The sequence below is a fragment of the Endothiovibrio diazotrophicus genome (assembly GCF_054657215.1).
Map to the genome: position 1 here is coordinate 36,059 of NZ_BAAHXB010000004.1, position 19,044 is coordinate 55,102.

16 protein-coding genes are annotated in these 19,044 nt (G+C 64.7%); 11 read left to right on the forward strand and 5 right to left on the reverse strand.

Annotated features, from left to right (window positions below; genetic code table 11):
* Window positions 1–217 precede the first annotated feature (217 nt).
* On the reverse strand, window positions 218–1,108 hold the full coding sequence (locus ACYQ2W_RS02065) for an AraC family transcriptional regulator (protein ID WP_459862914.1): 891 nt from the start codon (window positions 1,106–1,108) through the stop codon (window positions 218–220).
* A 125-nt stretch (window positions 1,109–1,233) separates the two neighbouring features.
* Between ACYQ2W_RS02065 and ACYQ2W_RS02070 the strand changes: the two genes are divergently transcribed.
* The 5 genes from ACYQ2W_RS02070 (at window position 1,234) to dapC (ending at window position 7,603) form a co-directional block, all read left to right on the forward strand.
* Window positions 1,234–2,103: a nuclear transport factor 2 family protein gene (locus ACYQ2W_RS02070; RefSeq protein ID WP_459862916.1), complete on the forward strand. Its 870-nt coding sequence runs from the start codon at window positions 1,234–1,236 to the stop codon at window positions 2,101–2,103.
* Between the two features lie 265 nt (window positions 2,104–2,368).
* Complete coding sequence (locus tag ACYQ2W_RS02075) at window positions 2,369–3,595, forward strand: hypothetical protein (protein WP_459862918.1); 1,227 nt, start codon at window positions 2,369–2,371, stop codon at window positions 3,593–3,595.
* 27 nt (window positions 3,596–3,622) lie between these two features.
* Window positions 3,623–5,272, forward strand: a complete 1,650-nt coding sequence (locus ACYQ2W_RS02080; RefSeq protein ID WP_459862920.1) for a GMC family oxidoreductase N-terminal domain-containing protein — start codon at window positions 3,623–3,625, stop codon at window positions 5,270–5,272.
* Complete coding sequence (locus ACYQ2W_RS02085) at window positions 5,272–6,372, forward strand: 3-deoxy-7-phosphoheptulonate synthase (RefSeq protein WP_459862922.1); 1,101 nt, start codon at window positions 5,272–5,274, stop codon at window positions 6,370–6,372. The genes ACYQ2W_RS02080 and ACYQ2W_RS02085 overlap by 1 nt, the downstream gene beginning before the upstream one ends.
* Complete coding sequence (gene dapC, locus ACYQ2W_RS02090) at window positions 6,341–7,603, forward strand: succinyldiaminopimelate transaminase (RefSeq protein ID WP_459862924.1); 1,263 nt, start codon at window positions 6,341–6,343, stop codon at window positions 7,601–7,603. The genes ACYQ2W_RS02085 and dapC overlap by 32 nt, the downstream gene beginning before the upstream one ends.
* Window positions 7,604–7,702: 99 nt before the next feature.
* On the opposite strand, the gene hemH is transcribed toward dapC, so the two are convergent.
* From hemH to rplU, 4 genes are all read right to left on the reverse strand, one after another.
* A complete protein-coding gene (gene hemH, locus ACYQ2W_RS02095; RefSeq protein ID WP_459862925.1) occupies window positions 7,703–8,773 on the reverse strand; it encodes a ferrochelatase in 1,071 nt (356 codons plus the stop codon).
* Window positions 8,774–8,893: 120 nt separating this feature from the next.
* Complete coding sequence (gene cgtA, locus ACYQ2W_RS02100; protein ID WP_459862927.1) at window positions 8,894–9,958, reverse strand: Obg family GTPase CgtA; 1,065 nt, start codon at window positions 9,956–9,958, stop codon at window positions 8,894–8,896.
* Between the two features lie 193 nt (window positions 9,959–10,151).
* Window positions 10,152–10,409: a 50S ribosomal protein L27 gene (gene rpmA / locus ACYQ2W_RS02105; RefSeq protein WP_459862928.1), complete on the reverse strand. Its 258-nt coding sequence runs from the start codon at window positions 10,407–10,409 to the stop codon at window positions 10,152–10,154.
* A 19-nt stretch (window positions 10,410–10,428) separates the two neighbouring features.
* On the reverse strand, window positions 10,429–10,740 hold the full coding sequence (rplU, locus tag ACYQ2W_RS02110) for a 50S ribosomal protein L21 (protein WP_459862930.1): 312 nt from the start codon (window positions 10,738–10,740) through the stop codon (window positions 10,429–10,431).
* 212 nt (window positions 10,741–10,952) lie between these two features.
* Between rplU and ACYQ2W_RS02115 the strand changes: the two genes are divergently transcribed.
* The 6 genes from ACYQ2W_RS02115 to ACYQ2W_RS02140 all read left to right on the forward strand — a co-directional run bounded on the left by ACYQ2W_RS02115 (window position 10,953) and on the right by ACYQ2W_RS02140 (window position 19,037).
* Window positions 10,953–11,129 (forward strand): hypothetical protein, encoded by a 177-nt coding sequence (locus ACYQ2W_RS02115; RefSeq protein ID WP_459862931.1) that lies wholly within the window; start codon window positions 10,953–10,955, stop codon window positions 11,127–11,129.
* A gap of 260 nt (window positions 11,130–11,389) precedes the next feature.
* On the forward strand, window positions 11,390–12,445 hold the full coding sequence (locus tag ACYQ2W_RS02120; RefSeq protein WP_459862933.1) for a class I fructose-bisphosphate aldolase: 1,056 nt from the start codon (window positions 11,390–11,392) through the stop codon (window positions 12,443–12,445).
* Between the two features lie 243 nt (window positions 12,446–12,688).
* Entirely contained in the window at window positions 12,689–15,847 is a 3,159-nt protein-coding gene (locus ACYQ2W_RS02125) for a PKD domain-containing protein (RefSeq protein WP_459862934.1), read from the forward strand.
* A 65-nt stretch (window positions 15,848–15,912) separates the two neighbouring features.
* The gene (locus ACYQ2W_RS02130) at window positions 15,913–16,551 is read left to right on the forward strand and encodes a hypothetical protein (protein WP_459862936.1); all 639 of its coding nucleotides are present in this window, start codon (window positions 15,913–15,915) and stop codon (window positions 16,549–16,551) included.
* 72 nt (window positions 16,552–16,623) lie between these two features.
* Complete coding sequence (locus ACYQ2W_RS02135; RefSeq protein WP_459862938.1) at window positions 16,624–18,315, forward strand: VWA domain-containing protein; 1,692 nt, start codon at window positions 16,624–16,626, stop codon at window positions 18,313–18,315.
* Window positions 18,316–18,551: 236 nt separating this feature from the next.
* Complete coding sequence (locus ACYQ2W_RS02140) at window positions 18,552–19,037, forward strand: hypothetical protein (RefSeq protein ID WP_459862939.1); 486 nt, start codon at window positions 18,552–18,554, stop codon at window positions 19,035–19,037.
* Window positions 19,038–19,044: the final 7 nt, after the last annotated feature.

Sequence of the window (19,044 nt, forward strand, 5' to 3'; positions counted from 1 at the left end):
GGAGCGGGGTCGGCGAGGGCGCCGGGGTAGGCTGCGAATTGTGCCCGAGGTGGTCGTTTGTGTCCAGATTGGGCGGGGAACTCGCCGCGATCTTCGAACTTCTACCTAGAAAAACGCCCGGTGGAGGCGCGCCCGTTGCGGGCCACGCCTCCACCGGGCGTTTTTCTAGGTATGTGGCTTTGTGGAACCGAGGTGGGCGTTGAACAGGGCACGGCGGTCAGCTGGGCCCGACGCGCCGGAACTCGCCGGGAGAACGGCCGGTTTCGCGTTTGAACAGTTTGAAGAAATTGGTCACCTCGTCGAAGCCGAGCGAGTGACCGATGCTGGAAATCGGTTGGCTGGTATGGATCAGCAGGCGTTTGGCTTCGAGCAGCACCCGGCGTGTGATGAAAGCCTTGGCGCCGATACCGAGGACCTCATGCGTATCGCGGTTCAAAGTCTTCTCCGAGCACCCCAGCAGCTGCGCGTACTCGTGCACGCGGTGTAGTTGCTGATGGTGTTGATCGACAGCGCGCTTGAAGCGCTTGAAGCGCTGTAGCGACGTCGAGGAAATCGGGGACTTCGCCTCCTGGCGCGAGTGGATCAGCTGTACTCGTGTGAGCAACGCGCACAGCTGGTTGCGCAGCAAGGTGTGCAGGAGCGTGTCGTCCGCTTGCTTGCGGGTATCGAGGTACATGCGTTCGATGGATTCGGCCACCGCTCGTCGATCATCGGGGCTCAACGTCAGGTGAGAAGGCAGCTGCTCCATGCCCGACAGCAGCGCCATCGCCTCCAACGGGTAAAGGAATTCCGGTCGATAGAGCACCATCCATCCGTCCCATCCGGGGCTGCTGTCGAAGCGGTGGGTCTGTCCGGACTGAATCAACATCAGAGAACCGGGGGCGCACTCCTCGGATTCGAAATCGATGGCATGCGAACAGTGGCCCCGGGTGACATACAGCAACAGGTTGAATTCGATCCGCTCCAGGCTCGGCAACTGTTCGCCACTGGTGCGTCTACGCAGGTGGTCGACCGATAAGACCTCCAGGTCGAGTGAGTAGGCACCCCGTGGGCTGTAAACCGCCCGCGGAATGGCAGCGGATTTGTGTTTTCCATGCCGGGGGGACATGCCTTGTCCTTTTTATCCAGTTTTTAGTCGTAAAACCACCTAGAGAGGGGGGGCGACCAACTATATATTTTGCCTGCACCGACCACAAGCAACGCGCTGAAAGATAGACGAAAGGAACACAGACAATGTCGAACTATTTGCAGAAATGTGGCGCGGTCTTGCTCGCGTCCGCCGTGTTGAGCGCATCGCCTTTGGCTGCCCAAGCGTCGCAAACCAGACAGGAGAAAACCGTGTCAACCAACAAACAGAAAGTCGTCGATCTGCTGAAGAGCATCGAAACCGGAGACGCCGCCCCGGTGGCCTACATCAACCCCGATCGCTACATCCAGCACAATCTCGCAGTCGGCGACGGTCTGGCTGGATTCGGCAAGGTGTTGCAACAACTGCCCGAGGGGTCGGCAAAGGCAAACACCGTCAGGGTGTTCGAGGACGGCCCCTACGTTTTTGCGCAAACCGACTACAACTTCTTCGGCCCCAAGGTCGGATTCGACATTTTTCGCTTCGAGGACGGGCGCATTGTCGAGCACTGGGACAATCTTCAGGACAAGCCCACCGACCCCAATCCCAGCGGACACACCATGCTCGACGGCCAGCAAGTTGTCGACGATCGGGGCGATACGGCCGCCAACAAGGCGCTGGTCAAGAACTTCGTGGAGGACGTTCTGGTGCATGGGCATTTGGACAAGCTGCCCAACTATTTCGACGGCGATCATTACATACAACACAACCCGCAGATCGGCGATGGCCTCTCCGGTCTGGATGCGGCGCTGAAGGCTCTTGCCAAACAAGGCATCGATATGAAGTACACCAAGGTCCACAAGGTGTTGGGTGAAGGCAACTTCGTATTGGTGGCCAGCGAGGGAGACTTTGGCGGTACTCACACCTCCTTTTACGACCTGTTCCGTGTGCAGAACGGCAAGATCGCGGAGCATTGGGATACTTTGCAGACGATCCCGCCGCGTGCCGAGTGGAAAAACGGCAACGGCAAGTATTGAGCGCAGCGCAAGGGTCCGCAACGAACCGGGCGGACCACCAGGCAACAAATCCTCGTCATCGTTTCGTGGGATCCGGAACGGTAGGAGGTCCTCCGGGTGATGGCGCCTATCGGCGCCTCGTCGCCTGCGGGGTGGTTTCCTGCACGGCGACGACGGGCCCGGTCCCGCCGACGAAGTAATGATCAAGGTCAAGTGATAAATCACGGAATGATGCCGGGCGTTCTCGGCCCGGTCCTTGTTCCGACACGGCAAGGGAGTCGTTGTAATGCAGAGTGTGGCAGAGAATCTACATGACAGTTATCAGGTCGGTGAGGCCTTCGGTTCGATCGAAAATCTGTTGGAAAAGCATTCGCGGGAGCGCCTCGACAGTCTCAATCTGATCGTCAGCGAGAACCGCTTGAGTGAACGTGCTCGAGGGCCGCTCGGTTCGGATATCCAGGCCCGCTATGCGGCGTCATTTTACGCAGGTACCGAACCGGCACAGGAGATCATCTTCACCGTCGGTGAGCTGGCAAAACGCGTGTTTTCCGCTGAATACGCAAACATAGCGCCGATTTCCGGCAATGTGGCGCTGCTGGCGGTGATCTTTGCCCTTACCCGTAGTGGCGAGGCGGTCGGACGGATTCCACCGTTCTTCCCGGGCGGCGGCTATCCCCTGAACTACGAGACCTTCGAACGCCGCTCGCTGCCACTGCCGTTCTCCGAGAAAGACTGGCAAATCGATCTTCCGCGCACCCTGGCCCTGCTGGAGGAGCAGAAGCCGCCGCTGGTGGTTCTAGGGTCATCGATCGTCACCTACCCCATGCCGGTCACGGAGGTCGCGGAAGTGGTCCACGGCTACGGTGGCGTGGTGGCGTATGACGGCTCGCATACCTTGGGGTTGATCGCCGGTGGCCAGTATCAGGACCCGCTACGCGAAGGTGCGGATATTCTGCTCGGCTCCACCCACAAGACCTTTCCGGGGCCGCAAGGCGGCATCATCCTGAGCAACGACGAGGAGCTGCACAAGCGGGTCGAGCAGTTGGCGAATCTGGCACCGCTCAACGGCCCGACGATGATCTGCAATCCCCACTTGGCGCGCATCGCCTCCACCGGCATCGTTCTCGAAGAGACCCGCTGGTACGAGTATGCCGAGCAGGTCGTGCGCAATGCGCGGGTCATCGCCCGGGTCTTCCTGGAAAGGGGGGTGCCGGCGCACGGTCTGAATGCGCAGAACTTCCCGGAACTCACCTATTGCCATCAGGTGATAACCGACTACCCGGTAAAGCAAAGTATCCGCTTGCGCGATCGTCTGCAGCGTCATCACATCAACGTGGACGGTTTCGTACGTGTCGGTGTCAGTGAGATCACCCGCCTGGGTTTCCGTGAGGCCGAATGTCGCGTGCTCGGTGAGTGCATGGCGAGTCTGATGACCGGCGAGGTCGATTACTCGCATGCGATCGACACCAAGATCAGACGCCTGGTCGATAGCCACCGCACGGTCGTTTTGTAGCAAGCCCGGGAGGCAGGAGTGACAGCCATGAAAAAGGAAATCTCACGCAGAAACTTCATCAAGGCCCTGGGGCTGGGAGTCGGGGGGCTGGCGCTTTGTCGCAGCCCGGCGGTGCTCAGTGCATTGGCTGCCGACAGTGAACCGGTCGACGTGATGGTGATCGGCTCGGGGTTCGGTGGGGCGGTGACCGCATTGCGGTTGGCTGAGCAGGGGGTCACGACCGTCATGTTGGAGCGCGGTCGCCGTTGGCCGGTGACGGCCGAGCAGAACACCTTCTCATCGCTACAGAATCCGGACGGTCGCTCGGCTTGGTTAAGCGATTCGGCCATTCTCGGGGAGCCCAAGCCGATCGATCGCTATATCGGCATATTGGATCTGACTATCGGCGACGGCATCGCATCCCTGGCCGGCGCGGGTGTCGGCGGTGGCTCCCTGGTGTATGCCGGCGCCCTGTACCAGCCAACACCACAGATGTTTGCACAGACCTTCGGCGATAGTCTCGATTATGGGCCGATGGATGAGGTCTACTATCCACGGGTGCGCTCGCTGATCCGTCCGAGTCCCATGCCACGATCGATACTGGCGCGACGAGACTACGCGGCTGCGCGCACCTGGCTGCAACTGGGGCAGCGCGCCGGCTTGACCAGCCGTCTGCTGGATCTCGGCCTGTCCTGGGATATCGTGCATAAGGAATTGCGCGGGCAACGGGTCGAGTCGGTGATCGCGGGTGAGTTCTGGTACGGCAACAACAGTGGCGCCAAGCGCTCGCTGGATACCAACTATCTGCACCGTGCGGAACGTACCGGCCATCTGGATCTGCAAACTCAGCAAAATGTAACGAGCATCGCGACAGGGCCGGACGGCCGCTATGTGGTGAGTGCGGATGAACTCGACAGCAATGGTGGTGTCTTGCGCCGGCGCACCTATGTGGTGCGCAGACTGTTCCTCGCGGCGGGGTCGGTGGCGACCAGCCGCTTACTGGTGCGCGCCAGAGGGCGCGGCGATCTGCCGGAGTTGAATGCCGAGGTGGGGCAGAACTGGGGCAACAACGGCGATATGTTCAGCCAGATCAGCGGACTGCGTAGCCGGATCAAACCCAACCGCGGTGGGCCGGTAACGGTGGCCATCGAGGATCACGCCAATGCGCTGGCCCCGGTTAGCGTCGAGTCGTATGCCGACTGGTCAACCGAGGGTGAGCAGGGGCTGGTCGCCTCGATCGGCATGTCCACGCCGCCGGCTTTGGGCCGTTTCACCTATGACCCGGCAGCCGACGATGTGCTGCTCTACTGGCCCGCTGGAGCGCCGGCTACGGAGAATGTCATCGCCGCCGGCCAGGACACCTACGAGCGGCTGGCCTTGGCCTGGGGCATGAGCCGCAGAGATGTGCGCGCCGTGCGCCACGGCCATGTTGAAATGCGGGAAGGGTCCAGCCAACGGCGCGGCCGCGGTGCGGCCGGTTCCGCACCGGTCGAGGGCGGGGTAACGGCACACCCGCTGGGTGGAGTGGTTCTGGATCGGGCGACGGACAATATCGGTACCGTGTGCAACTATCCGGGCTTGTACGTGATGGACGGCGCGCTGATGCCCGGGCACACCGGCTGTACCAATCCGGCCCTGACGATTGCGGCCATGGCCGAACGCAATATCGAGCAGATTCTGGCACGGGATTTCAGCTGATGGCAGAGATATTCGAAATGTCGCCCGGCGCCGCCGGGCTGACACGCCACGTGGTGTCCATGGATACCCTGGAACCGCCGACCGACCTCAAGCAGCGGGTGGGCATCTCGCCCGCCGGTGAGCGGTTTGTCGCCAAAGCGCGAGCGGTCATCCGTGACATCCTGTTCGGTAACGATCCACGTCTCCTGGTGGTGGTGGGGCCCTGTTCGGTTCATGACCCGCTCGCGGCTCTCGATTATGCCAAACGGTTGAAACGCGTGGCCGAGGAACTGGCGGATCAGCTGTTCATCGTCATGCGTGTGTACTTCGAAAAGCCGCGTACCTCTATCGGGTGGAAGGGGCTGATCAACGACCCTCGTCTCGACGGCAGCTTTCGCATGGCGGAGGGGTTGGCGCTGGCCCGCCATCTGCTGTTGGGCCTTGCCGAGCTGAAGATGCCGGCGGCAACCGAGTCGCTGGATCCGATCGCCCCGCAATATCTGCACGATCTGGTGTCCTGGACGGCCATCGGGGCGCGGACCACCGAATCGCAGACGCATCGCGAGATGGCCAGCGGCCTCTCCTCGCCGGTAGGCTTCAAGAATGGCACCGATGGCGGCATCGATGTCGCGGTGCATGCCATGCTATCCGCGGCCCAACCGCATAGCTTTCTCGGTATCGATCAGGAGGGGCGGGTGTCTCTGGTGCAGACCCGGGGAAATCGCGATGCGCACCTGGTGCTGCGTGGCGGGGGCGGACGTCCCAACTATACGGCGGAGTATGTGGCGCGGGCAGAAAAGGCCTTGCGCAACCTTGGGATGCAGCCGCGCATCATGATCGACTGTAGCCATGTGAATTCCCGGCGCGACCCCAAACATCAGCCGATGGTGGCGGATGCCGTGGTTGCCCAGATTCTTGCCGGCAACACCTCGATCAAGGGGATCATGCTTGAAAGCAACATCCGGGAAGGCAGTCAACCCCTGGTAGAGCCGCCAACGAAACTACGCTACGGCGTATCGATCACCGATGCCTGCCTCGGTTGGGAAGAGACGCACCGTTGTCTGCATTCGATTGCCGAGAAACTCAAAGATGCCCAGCTACAACAACGCGCCAGCGCCTGAACGCAATCCACGCCTGCAGGTGCTGCAACCGTATCCATTCGAAAAACTGAAAGCGTTGTTTGCCGACCTGCAAACGCCGCCAGGCCGTGCCTTGATCGACCTGTCCGTCGGTGAACCCCGACATGCGCCGCCGGCATCCGTCGCCGACCTGCTGGCCGAAGGAGGGGCGGAAGTGGCCACGTATCCGACGACCGCCGGTACGCTCACGTTGCGCCAGGCCATCGCCGATTGGCTACAGTGGCGCTTCGAACTGGCACCGGTCGACCCGCTCAGCCAAGTACTTCCCACCTTGGGTAGCCGGGAAGCGCTGTTCGCCTTTGCCCAGGCGGTAATCGATGGCTCGCGCAGTTCCGACCTGGTGGTCTGCCAGAATCCTTTTTACCAGATCTATGAAGGCGCTGCCTTGCTGGCCGGCGTGCAGCCCTATTTCGTCAATGCGCTCGAGGATGGTCAATTCCGTTCCGATTGGCAATCGGTACCTCCTGCGGTCTGGCAACGCACTCAACTGGTATTTGTCTGTTCGCCGGCGAATCCGACCGGGGCGGTTACCACGCTGGCTGAGTGGCAAACACTGTTCGCATTGGCCGATCGCTACGATTTCATCATTGCCGCGGACGAGTGCTACAGCGATATCTATATCGACGAGCGTACGCCGCCACTCGGCGCTCTGCAGGCGGCGCAACTGTCGGGACGTGCGGACTTCAGCCGCCTGGTGGTATTCGGCTCATTGTCCAAGCGCTCCAATGTACCGGGGCTGCGCTCGGGCTTCGCGGCCGGTGACGCCGGGCTGATTGCGCAGTTCCTGCGCTATCGCACCTATCACGGGTCGGCCATGAGCGGTCTGGTACAGCGAATTTCGCAGAGTCTGTGGGGGGACCGCACGCATGTCGCCGATAACCGCGCACGCTACGCTGCCAAATTCAGCGCATTTTCAGAGCAGCTGAACCCGCTGCTACCCGTTTGCCTACCTGACGCCGGTTTCTATTGTTGGTTGCAGACGCCGGTCGACGACCGTGATTTTGCCCGTGGCCTATACCGCGAGCAGGGTGTCGTGGTGCTGCCGGGTAGTTTTCTGGCGCGCGAGGTTCACGGCATCAACCCCGGCCGGAACCGCATTCGGGTGGCATTGGTCGGCAGCGAGTCCGAGGTGCGTGAAGCGGCGCAGCGTTTCGTGGCCTATGTCGGAGGTCTACCTTCAGGGAATATGCACAGCGCCGAGGTCACCCATTAGCCGCTCCCTGTCTGGTCATCCGTTAATACTTCATTGACGGGCGACCTGCCCACATTTCGTTCCGGTCGGCTGCGGACTCGGCGCGCTGCTCCACACCGTTCACACCTGCTCACCCCACCCCGCGGCATGCCGCATCACCAACCCCGCCAGCGCGGCGATATGGTCGTCGCGGTCGTTGAGGGCGGGGATGTAGTGGTAGTCGTCACCGCCCGCCGCCAGGAAGGTCTCGCGGTTCTCCCCGGCGATCTCCTCCAGGGTCTCCAGGCAGTCGGCGGAGAAGCCGGGGCAGAGTACCTGAACCCGTCGGATCCCCTGGGACGGCCACGTCGCCAGGGTCTCGTCGGTGTAGGGGCGCAGCCACTCCTCCTTGCCGAGGCGGGACTGGAAGGCGATCGCCCACTCCTCGTCGCTCAGCTCCAGCCGCGTGGCGACCTCCGCGGCGGTGCGTCGGCACTGCTCGGGGTAGGGGTCGCCGGCCCGGGCGTAGCGCAACGGGATGCCGTGGAAGGAGAAGAGCAGCCGGTCGCCGCGTCCGTGGGCCGTCCAATGGTCGCGCACCGAGGCGGCGAGGGCGTCGAGGTGGCCGGGGTGGTCGTGGTAGCCGGCGATCAGGCGCAGCTCCGGCTGGCGGCGCCACCCCTTCAGCTCGTCGAACAGGGCGTCGAAACTGCTGGCGGTGGTGGTGGCGGAGTACTGGGGGTAGAGGGGCAGCGCGACGATGCGGGTGCAGCCGGCCGCGGCCAATTCGGTCAGGGCGGCTGCGATGGAGGGGTTGCCGTAGCGCATGCCGAGGGCAATCTTGGTCGGGCGCTCCAGGCGCCGGGCCAGTTCGGATTCCAGTTTGCGGGTTTGGCCGCGGGCGATTGCCAGCAGCGGTGAGCCGTCCGCCTGCCACACCTTTTCATAGAGCCGGGCGGAGCGTTTGGGGCGCGTGCGCAGGATGATTCCGTGGAGGATCAGCCACCACGGCAGGCGCGCCATCTCCACCACCCGCGGGTCCCACAGGAACTCGCCGAGGTAGCGGCGCAGTGCGGAGGGGGTGGGGGCGTCGGGGGTGCCCAGGTTGATCGCGAGCACCCCGAGGGTGTCGTTGCTCCCGTGGGCGTAGGGGTTCTTGAAGCGGTCCATCAGCGGATTGTAGGTGGCTCCATTGATGAGCGCGAGGGGCACCTATAGGGCGCGCCGTGCGCGCCATGTCAAAAGGATCTGCCGTCTGTCCCGCGGCGTGTCGGCGTTGTTGAACGGTGGCTTCGTTCGGCAAGGCGCGCGCGGCACGCCCTACAGGTGCCGTCAGCCCTGCGTTGGATCGTAGGGCTGGTCGGCCTGCTCGGCCTCCTCCTCGAAACCGCGCAGCGCCTCCAGGTGCTCCATGATCTTGTAGGAGAGTTCGCGGGTCCCCTGGTCGAGGGCGGCGGAGATGCGGAAGGCGGGGCCCTCCCACGCCAGCCGCTCGACGATCTCGGTGCAGCGCGCGGCGGCCTCCTCGTCGGGTAGCAGGTCGGTCTTGTTGAGCACCAGCCAGCGCTCCTTGTCGGCCAGCTCTTCGCTGTGGGCGGCCAGCTCATTGACGATCTTGTGCGCTTCCGTCACTGGGTCGGAGCCGTCGATGGGGGCGATGTCGATGACGTGCAGCAGCAGTCCGGTGCGTGAGAGGTGCTTGAGGAAGCGCACGCCGAGCCCGGCCCCCTCGGAGGCGCCCTCGATCAGGCCGGGGATGTCGGCCATGACGAAGCTGCGGTGCTCCTCGATGCTCACCACGCCGAGATTGGGGATCAGCGTGGTGAAGGGGTAGTCGGCCACCTTCGGCCGCGCCGCGGAGACCGCGCGGATGAGGGTCGACTTGCCGGCGTTGGGCAGCCCGAGCAGGCCGACGTCGGCGAGCAACTTCAGTTCGAGGCGCAGGTCGCGCGCCTCGCCGGGGGTGCCGGAGGTGGACTGGCGCGGGGTGCGGTTGACCGAACTCTTGAAGCGGGTGTTGCCGAGGCCGTGGAAACCGCCCTGCGCCACCAGCAGCCGCTGGCCCGCCGCCACCAGGTCGCCGAGGGTCTCCTCGGTGTCGATGTCGATCGCCACGGTGCCCACCGGCACCGGGATCTCCAGGTCGCTGCCGCCCTTGCCGGTGCGCTCCTTGCCCATGCCGTTCTCGCCGCGCTGCGCCTGATAGCGGCGCACGTGCCGAAAGTCCACCAGGGTGTTGAGGTGGGAGTCGGCGATCAGGTAGACGCTGCCGCCGTCGCCACCGTCGCCGCCGTCGGGTCCGCCCTTGGGGATGTACTTCTCACGGCGGAAACTGACGCAGCCGTTGCCGCCGTCCCCGGCCTTCACATGGATGGATGCTTCGTCGACGAATTTCATGGCGGTGGGCCCGTTGGGGTGTAAGAAGAATGGACAGGATTAACAGGATTTTTCAGGATTTACAGGCCAGAAGGGAGACGGCTCGAATACAACCTGTTAATCCTGAAAAATCCTGTTAATCCTGTCCATTTCTTTAGAAAACGAAAAAGCCCCGCCAAGGGCGGGGCTTTTCGGCGCCGAGGCGACGTCCCGCTTAGGCAGGGACGACGCTGACGGTCTTGCGGTTGTTCGGGCCCTTGATCTCGAACACCACCTTGCCGTCGGCCTTGGCGAACAGGGTGTGGTCGCGACCGCAGCCGACGTTGACGCCGGGGTGGAAGCGGGTGCCGCGCTGGCGGACGATGATGCTGCCGGCGTTGATGCTCTGGCCGCCGAAGATCTTCACGCCGAGGCGCTTGCTCTCTGAATCGCGGCCGTTGCGCGTGGAGCCGCCTGCCTTTTTATGTGCCATGGTGTAAGCCCTCTCGGTTTCAGCCGGCGATGCCGGTGATCTTCAGTTCGGTGTAGTTCTGACGATGGCCGGTGCGGCGATCGAAGTGCTTGCGGCGACGGAACTTGACGACCTCGATCTTCTTGTGGCGGCCGTGGGCGGTGACGTCCGCGGTCACCTTGGCGCCTTCGAGCACCGGGGTGCCGATCTTGATCTCGTCGCCGTCGGCGATCATCAGCACGTCGCCGAGCTCCACGCTGGAGCCGGCCTCGGCGGCCAGGGTTTCCACGCGAATGACGTCGCCTTCGCTCACTCGGTACTGCTTGCCGCCGGTTCGAATTACCGCATACATGGGAGACTACTCCAAAAAAGTCCTGCCTCGAAAAGGGCGGAGATTCTAACGGCTCCGCCGCCCCCGGTCAACGTTTCTCTTGGCCGGGCGAAGAGCCGCGCACTATAGCGCGTTTCGATCCCGCAGGGCAAATGAATGTGTCGTGGGGGGCTGCGCGGCATACTCCACCTTCAACCGCCATTTTTGAACCGGTTTTTCCGAAGGGGGCGTAGATGAGTGGGCGAAGAGAGCGGGCGACTTGGACCGGTATGGGGTGGCTCGGTGTCGCGTTGACGGTGGGGTGGGGGCACGGCTGGGCCTGTGAAGAACTCGATGACTGGTGCGGTGTCTACGGAGGGGAGTCCGCCGAGGCGCGCTACCGCTGGTTGCGCTATGAGCCCTACGAGTGAGCGGTGCAACGGTCGGCGCTACCGCGCCGACGTGAACGAATGCAGCGGGCGTACGGCCACGACATTCGTTCGGGTCGGGAGGTCCCACTCGGTGAACGTGGCGGATGACGAAAGCGCGGTGCTTCCGTTCACGTCGGCGTGGTAGCGCCAACCTACGTGGCGCGGGCGCCGAGGCTCCGCTGTCACCGGCGGTTCACCGGCGAGTGCCTATACTGCTTGAACATTCGAACAGCAACACGACCGTTAAAAGGAGCGAGACCATGACCACCGACATCGCCGCCCTGTTGGGCGAGGAGGCCGAAGGGCTGCTCGGCCACACCTCGAAGACCATCGACCGTTCCCGCCTCCACCTGCCGGGGCCCGATTACGTGGACCGGGTGGTGGCGGATAAGGACCTCAAGCCGGGGGTGCTGCGCGCGCTGCAGACGCTGTTCAATACCGGCCGTATGGCAGGTCGCGGCTACCTCTCGATCCTGCCGGTGGACCAGGGGGTGGAGCACTCGGGCGGCGCCTCCTTCGCCCCCAATCCCGACTATTTCGATCCGGCGAAGATCTGCGAGCTGGCCATCGAGGGGGGGTGCAACGCGGTCGCCTCCACCTTCGGCGTGCTCCAGTCGGTGGCGCGGCGTTACGCCCACAAGATCCCGTTCATCGTCAAGATCAACCACAACGAGATCCTCAGCTACCCCAACTTCTACGACCAGACCCTGTTCGCCTCGGTGGATCAGGCCTTCGACATGGGCGCGGTGGCGGTGGGGGCGACCATCTACTTCGGTTCGCCCGAGTCGCGCCGCCAGATCCAGGAGGTGAGCGAGGCGTTCCAGCACGCCCACGAACTGGGCATGGCCACGGTGCTGTGGGCCTACCTGCGCAACTCCGCCTTCAAAGTCGACGGGGTCGACTACCACACCAGCGCGGACCTCACCGGTCAGGCCAACCATCTGGCGGCGACCCTCGGCGCGGACATCGTCAAGCAGAAGCAGGCCGAGGGCAACGGCGGCTACAACGTGGTGAAGTTCGGCAAGACCCATCCCAAGGTCTACAGCGAACTCACCTCCGAGCACCCGATCGATCTGGTGCGCTACCAGGTGGCCAACTGCTACATGGGCCGTGCCGGACTGATCAACTCCGGCGGCGCCTCCGGCGGGGCCGATGACCTGGCGCAGGCAGTGCGCACCGCGGTGATCAACAAACGGGCCGGCGGCATGGGGCTGATCTCCGGGCGCAAGGCGTTCCAGCGGCCGATGGCCGAGGGGGTGGCGCTGCTCAACGCGATTCAGGACGTCTATCTATCCGATCAGGTGACCATCGCCTGATCCAGGTCGATGGCGGCCACCCGTCGGTCGAGGGCGGCCGCCGGTCATCGATCCGGGGGAGGCTGTGGCGGATTGGCCGGAGGTGGGCTTGTGGCGGTGGTGTTCTGGGATAGAATCAACCTCCCGCCGCGCGGCGAAGTGCGTGGTCGGGGAGCGTTCGCGGCCGGTCGCCGCGCTTCATTGTGAAGATCTATGAGGAGTCCACCCATGGTCGGTCGGTTGGCAGGAGTGCTTCGGGCGTGTGTGATTCTCACAGGGGCATTGCTCGCGAAGGCGGCCTTCGGTGCGCCACCGGTCGCCGACTTCCTCGTAACCCCGGCCAGCGGCAGCGCACCGCTGACGGTGGCGCTCGACGGGCGTGCAGCCAGCGATGCGGACGGCGGCATCGTCGACTACCAGTGGAGCAGCTCCGACGGCCAGAGCGCCTCCGGTCAGCAGGCGTCGCTTACCTTCTCTTCCGCCGGCGATTACACGGTGACGCTCACCGTCACCGATGATCAGGGTGAGAGCACGACCTCCGAATCCGCGCAAATCAGCGTCCAGGCGCGCCCGGTGGCGAGTTTTACCGCCACCCCCGATAGCGGGGCCGCCCCGCTCACGGTGACCCTCGATGCGACCGCCTCCAGCGACTCGGATGGCCGTATCGTCAGCTACGAGTGGTCCAGTTCCGACGGCCAGAGCACCGCCGGCCAGACCGCCACGATGACGTTCACCGGTGGGGGGGCCCAGGTGGTCACGCTGACGGTGACCGACGACAGCGGCAATACCTCCACCGCCGAGCAGACCATCAACGTCAGCCAGGATTTCTACCCGGTTCCCCGCTTCACGATGTCGCCCGGCGAGGGGCTTGCACCGCTGACCGTTTCCCTGGATGCCAGCGCCTCCAGCGATGAGGACGGCAACATCGTCGACTACCGCTGGGTCAGTTCCGACGGCCAGATTACCTTCGGCCGGAACGCCTCTCTCACCTTCTCCAGCGCAGGCATCTACACCGTCACCCTGACGGTGGTCGATGACCAGGGCCTGAGCGCGACCAGCGACCCCGTCAACGCGGTCACTCCGGTCAGCGCCAGCAGCCACGAGACCTTCTCCACCACCGGGGCGATCACCCGCCATGTGTTCGAGGTCCCCGGTGACGGGGTGCTCTCCGATGGCTCCCTGCGGGTCGGGCTGGCGGGCTACTACTACAGCAGCTACGCCTACACCAGTATCTACGTCGACGGGGAGAGTTATGGTCGGCAGAGCGTCTCCCTGCGTTGCAGCGAACCGGAGTACGCCACCATCGACATCCCGATGGCCGATCTCCAGCGTTACGCCGCCGACGGCGAGGTGGTGGTGGAGCTGCGCAACAGCAGTAGCGTGTATGCCTTCTGCAACGACAACACCCACGATGTGGAGTTGAGTTACAACCAGGGCGCGACCGGCCAGGTGACGGTGCAAGGGCCGCCCACCGCGGAGTTCACCGCCACCCCGAACGGTGGGGCGGTACCCCTGACGGTGGTGCTGAGCGCCGCCGCCTCCAGCGACCCGGACGGCAGTATCGTCGATTACCAGTGGTCGCTGAGCGACGGCAGGAGCGGCTCCGGCCAGTCGTCCCGTTTCACCTTCGACAGCGTCGGCGAGTACCTGGTGACCTTGACGGTGACCGATGACGATGGCCTTACCGCCACCTCCAGCTCCACCATTACGGTTACCGATCAGCCCCAGCCGCCGGAGCCCTCTTTCACCGCGACCCCCTCCAGCGGCGCCGCGCCGTTGACGGTGACGTTGGATGCCTCCGCCTCCAGCGACCCCGATGGTCGGATCGTCGAGTATCGGTGGCTCGCCTCCGACGGGCAGAGCGCTACCGGGCAGGTGGCCGAGATGACCTTCGACCGGCCCGGCTCCTATCGGGTCAACCTGACCGTTCTCGACGATCAGGGGTTGAGCGCGAGTGCCGTGACGGGCGAGACCACGACCTTCGATCAGACCAGCTCGGAGGATTTCTCCACCACGGCCAACGGTGGGGTCACCCGCCATCTCTTCACCGTCCCCAGTGGTGAGGTGCAGGGAGACGCGACTCTTACCGTCGCGGTGTCGGGGGAGTTCGGGGCGAGCTACGAATATGCGGAAATCTTCGTCGACGGCGAGCGCGTCGGTACCCACGGTACCCGCGATTGCGTGAGCTCCGGCAGCGCCACCTTCACCATTCCCCAGGCCGACATGGCGGCCTACGCCGCCGATGGTCTGGTGGAGGTCGAGGTGCGCAACTCGGCCTACGTCAATGGTAACGCCTGCTCCGAGAACCTGCATGAGGTGGAGCTGGCGTTCGATTCCCGCATCACCAGCGGTGAGATCGAGGTGGTGGCGGGGCCCGCAGCGCACTTCACGGTGACCCCCGACAGCGGTACCGTGCCGCTGAGTGTCGCCTTGGACGCCTCCGGCTCCAGCGCTGCCGACGGCAGGATCGTCGACTACCAGTGGTCGAGTTCCGATGGCCAGCGCGCCAGCGGCGAGAGCGCCGACATGATCTTCGATACGGCCGGTGAATACACCATCACCCTGACCGTGACCGACGATGCGGGATACCAGGGCAGCGCCGAGCAGACGGTGGTGGTGGAGGCGCCGGTCCCCCTGAGCTACGACACCACCGCCCGCCTGCGGCCCCAGGTGATCGCCGCCGGCGTGAGTCCCTCCCAGGTGGACTTCGACGACACCGAGTTCGACATCGTGGCCATCGTGCGTCCCGGCGCCCTGCCGATCGAGACGGTCAGCTTGCGCCACCCCGGCGGCACGTTCGAAATGGCGATGCTCCGCTCGGGGGTGTTGGCCAACGGCGATGAGGTCTACCGTGCAACCCTCACCTTCCCGCGCAACGCATTCGGCACCCAGGTCATGGGTACTGCATGGGGCGCGGAGGCCGACCAGTTCAACGTGGTGGTCACCGACCAGGGGCAGCAGCGCAGCCACGCCTTCCCCAACCTGGAGGTGCACAACGCCCCGGCGATGGCGAGCAACGCCGCGCAGGCGGAGGAGCCGGTGGTCTACAACGTCACCAAGCGTCTGGTGCCGCAGGTCGTGATGGCCGGTTTCAGCCCCTCCATCCTCGATATCGCCGATACCCAGTTCGACGTCCTGGCGGTGGTGCGTGACGGTGCGGTCCCGATTCAACAGGTGACGGCCACCCAGAACGAGAGCAGCTTCCGCATGGCGATGACCGAAGCGGGCGAATTGTCCAACGGCGACCGCTTGTATCGGTTGATATTCACCTACCCGCGCGGTGCCTTCCCCGAGGGTCTGGTATTGTCCACGGTGTGGGGAGACCAGCCGGGACAGTACGGGATCCAGGCGGTGGATGAGAGCCAGCAGACCAGCCATCGCTTCCCCGACATCCAGTTCGGCAACTACCCGGCCTTGCCGTAGCGGAGCAGGTTGTTTTGGCGACCGCCCGGCGCTCCCTTCCAGATCAAACGGATGACCCGAACCCGATGACGTGTATTCCCCGTGTTCTGCGCCTCCTCGCGCTGGCCGCCGCCGCGCTCTCCCTCGCCTCCGCGGCGCACGCTTTCGGCGGGTTCGGCGCGCAGCCGTTGCCGGATGGCGGCGTCGGGGTGGGGTTGACCACCGAAACCCGCTGGCGGGACGACGGTGGGGCTCGGGTGGAGGTCCGGGTCGCGGTTCGTGGTGATGCGAGTGGGTCGCGTTCGGGCGAGCTGCGAGTGGTTCTGGTGGGGGTCAACGGGCGAATCGATTTCGACGCGGTGGCCGTTCGGCTGCTCCGTGACAGTGCGCGTGAGGCGCTCCCCGCCGAAGCGGGTCAACCGAAACGCGGTTTCCTGGTGATTCCCGACTTCGATGTGGCAGCGGGTGGCGAGCGCCACTTGGCGGTCGAAGTCGGGCTTCCCGCGAAGACCCGCCAGTCCGGCGTGCCGTTGCAGGTGATCGTCGTCGCCCGCGGGCAGTTGCCCGGCGGGGGAGGAGAATGGATGAGTTCGGCGAGGGAGATGGTGGCGGGGAGCGGTGCTTTCGTGGCACCTCCTGTCGCAACCAGCCCCTCGCCGGGCGCGCCGGGAGAGTCGCCGCGGCCCCAACCGATCGATGGATCGACGGATGCCCGTGCGGAATGAGTTGCCATGGCGGCCGGATTGATGGAGAGTCCTCAGGCCGGATATTGAATAACAGACAAGGGGGTCACGTTCATGTTTGATCAAATCCGTTCCTTATCGAAGCGTCTGCTGGCCGTCGCCGCGCTGGCGCTTCCGCTTGGTGCCTGGGCCGCGCCCAGCGTGGTGATCGACGATCCGCTGGACAGTGCCACGGTGGACGCCGACCACGTCCTGGTTCAGGGCACCGCCAGCGCCGTCGGCGGTGGGCAGGGCATCGACCTGATGCTGGTGCTGGACGATTCCGGCAGCCTCTTCGTGAGCGACCCGACCCGGGAGCGTTTCGAGGCGGTTCGCCAGTTGATGAACTCCTTCGGCCCCCAGGTCAACGTCCACGTCGGCATGGTCTTCTTCCATAGCTCCGCGAGCCTCGACGTCTCCCTCGGCGAGGTCGCCACGGTCTCCGGCAGCGTCGAGCAGGCACTCCTGAGCCACGCCTCGCCGGGGGGACATACCGCCATCGGCGAGGGGATCGCCAAGGCGGCGGATGAGCTGTCGGCCAACGGCCGCGCCAACGCCTCCCACGTCATCGTCGTCTTCACCGATGGCGCGAACGACACCGGCACCTCGCCGGTCGATGCCGCGACCAGCGCCGCCGCCCATGCGGTGGTCAACGTGGTGGGGCTGGGCAGCGGCTCCTCCTACCAGAGCGACATGCAGGAGATCGCCACCGCCGGCGGCGGCGTCTACCTCAACGCCTCTGCGCCGGCCGATCTGATTGCGCTGTTCCGCGATGCCCGGGTGGTGGGAATCGAGGAGGTGACCGTGCGCAACGAGACCACCGGCGAGAGCGCCGCCCTGGTCAACGTGGTCTCCGGTACCTTCAGTGCCTCGCTCGATCTGGCCGAAGGGAGCAACACCCTGGCGGTGACCGCGACCGATACCGAGGGTGTCACCGGCACCACCAGCGTCACCGTCACCCGCCCGGCGGCAATCACCACCACGCCGGTGGCCGATCGCCGGGTGAAGCTGCGTCCGCAGGTGCTGATGGCCGGTTTTGATCCGATGCTGGTGGACATCACCGACACCTCGTTCGATATCCTCGCCGTGGTGCGTCAGGGCGCCACCCCGATCAGTTCCGTGAGCCTCTCCGAGAACACCGGCGGTTTGGCCAACGGCATGACCCTGCGCGGCAGCCTCACCAACGGGGATGGCGTGTACGGCGCGACCTACACCTTCGCGCGCGGCTCCTTCGCCTCGGGTACCGAGCTGGCCAATCTCTTCGGCAGCGGTAGCGGCGAGTACAACATCACCGTCACCGACCAGGGCCAGCTGACCCACAGCTTCCCCAGCCTGGAGTACGGCAACAACCCCGATGTGACCGCCTCGAGCAGTGCCTCCAGCGGTTCCGCCTACACCACCCGGGGCCCGAGTCGACTCAAGCCGCAGGTGCTGCTGGTCGGTTTCGATCCCGCCCTGCTCGACTACGACGACTCGCAGTTCGACGTGAAGGCGATCGTGCGGGCGGGCGCCACTGCATTGCAGAACGTTACCCTGAAGAACGGTGGCAGTTTCGCCATGGGGATGACGGCCGAGGGGGATATCGGCAACGGTGACCAGATGTACAAGACCACTTTCACCTTCCCCCGTGGTTCCTTCCCCGCCGGTAGTTTCCGCGACCTCTTCGGCACGGCGCAGGAGTCGGAGTTCGTGGTCGAGGTGACTGATCAGGGCCAGCAGACCCACCGCTTCCCGGCCCTGGAGGTGGGGAACTACCCTGAGTTGTGAGGGGCAACTCGCCGCGCAATGGCCGGGCTGAGTGCTCCGTCCCCGACACGCTGGACGGGTCGGGGACGGACGGGATGGATCGGTTGCGAAGAGGATGGGAGCGAGATCCCACCGCCCGGTCCTGCTGAGCCCGGCGGTTGATGGAGAGCCTGATCGGAGGCGTTGCCGGTGAACTCCGGCGCGCCTCTTTTGGTCTCAGGGAGGCGGAAAAGATGTTTTTTGTCAGGAGTGTCACCATGCCCCGGTTTCGCGGATGCGGCGCAGCGCTCGTCGCACTGCTTGCCTGCCATCTGCCGCCCGCCGGCGCTGCAGACTTACGTCTGGATGCGATTACCCAGCTCGGCGGAAAAAAGAGCGCCTACGTCACCACCGGCGGCAGCCAACTGGTTGTGGGCGAAGGGGGACAGGTAGGCGGCATGGTGGTGAGGTCCATCGAGGGGCGGACCCTGGTGCTGGTTTCCGGCGACGGAACGGAGTACCGGTTGGAGCTCCATGCCCACCTCTCCCTGCCGAGCGACGCGGCTGCCCGAGCGGCCGAGCCCCGGGCAGAAGAGGAGGGGGGAGCGGAGAGGCCGAAAGTGATCGCACCGCCGCCTCCCGAAAAGGTAAGCGAGGGGGTCTACCGGATCGACCCCCACTTCATCCCGGACGATCAGATCCCCCCCGGCTATCGGCGTCAACGCACCCCCTTCGGGGACATGTTGATCGAAGAAAAGAGATGAGGGACGC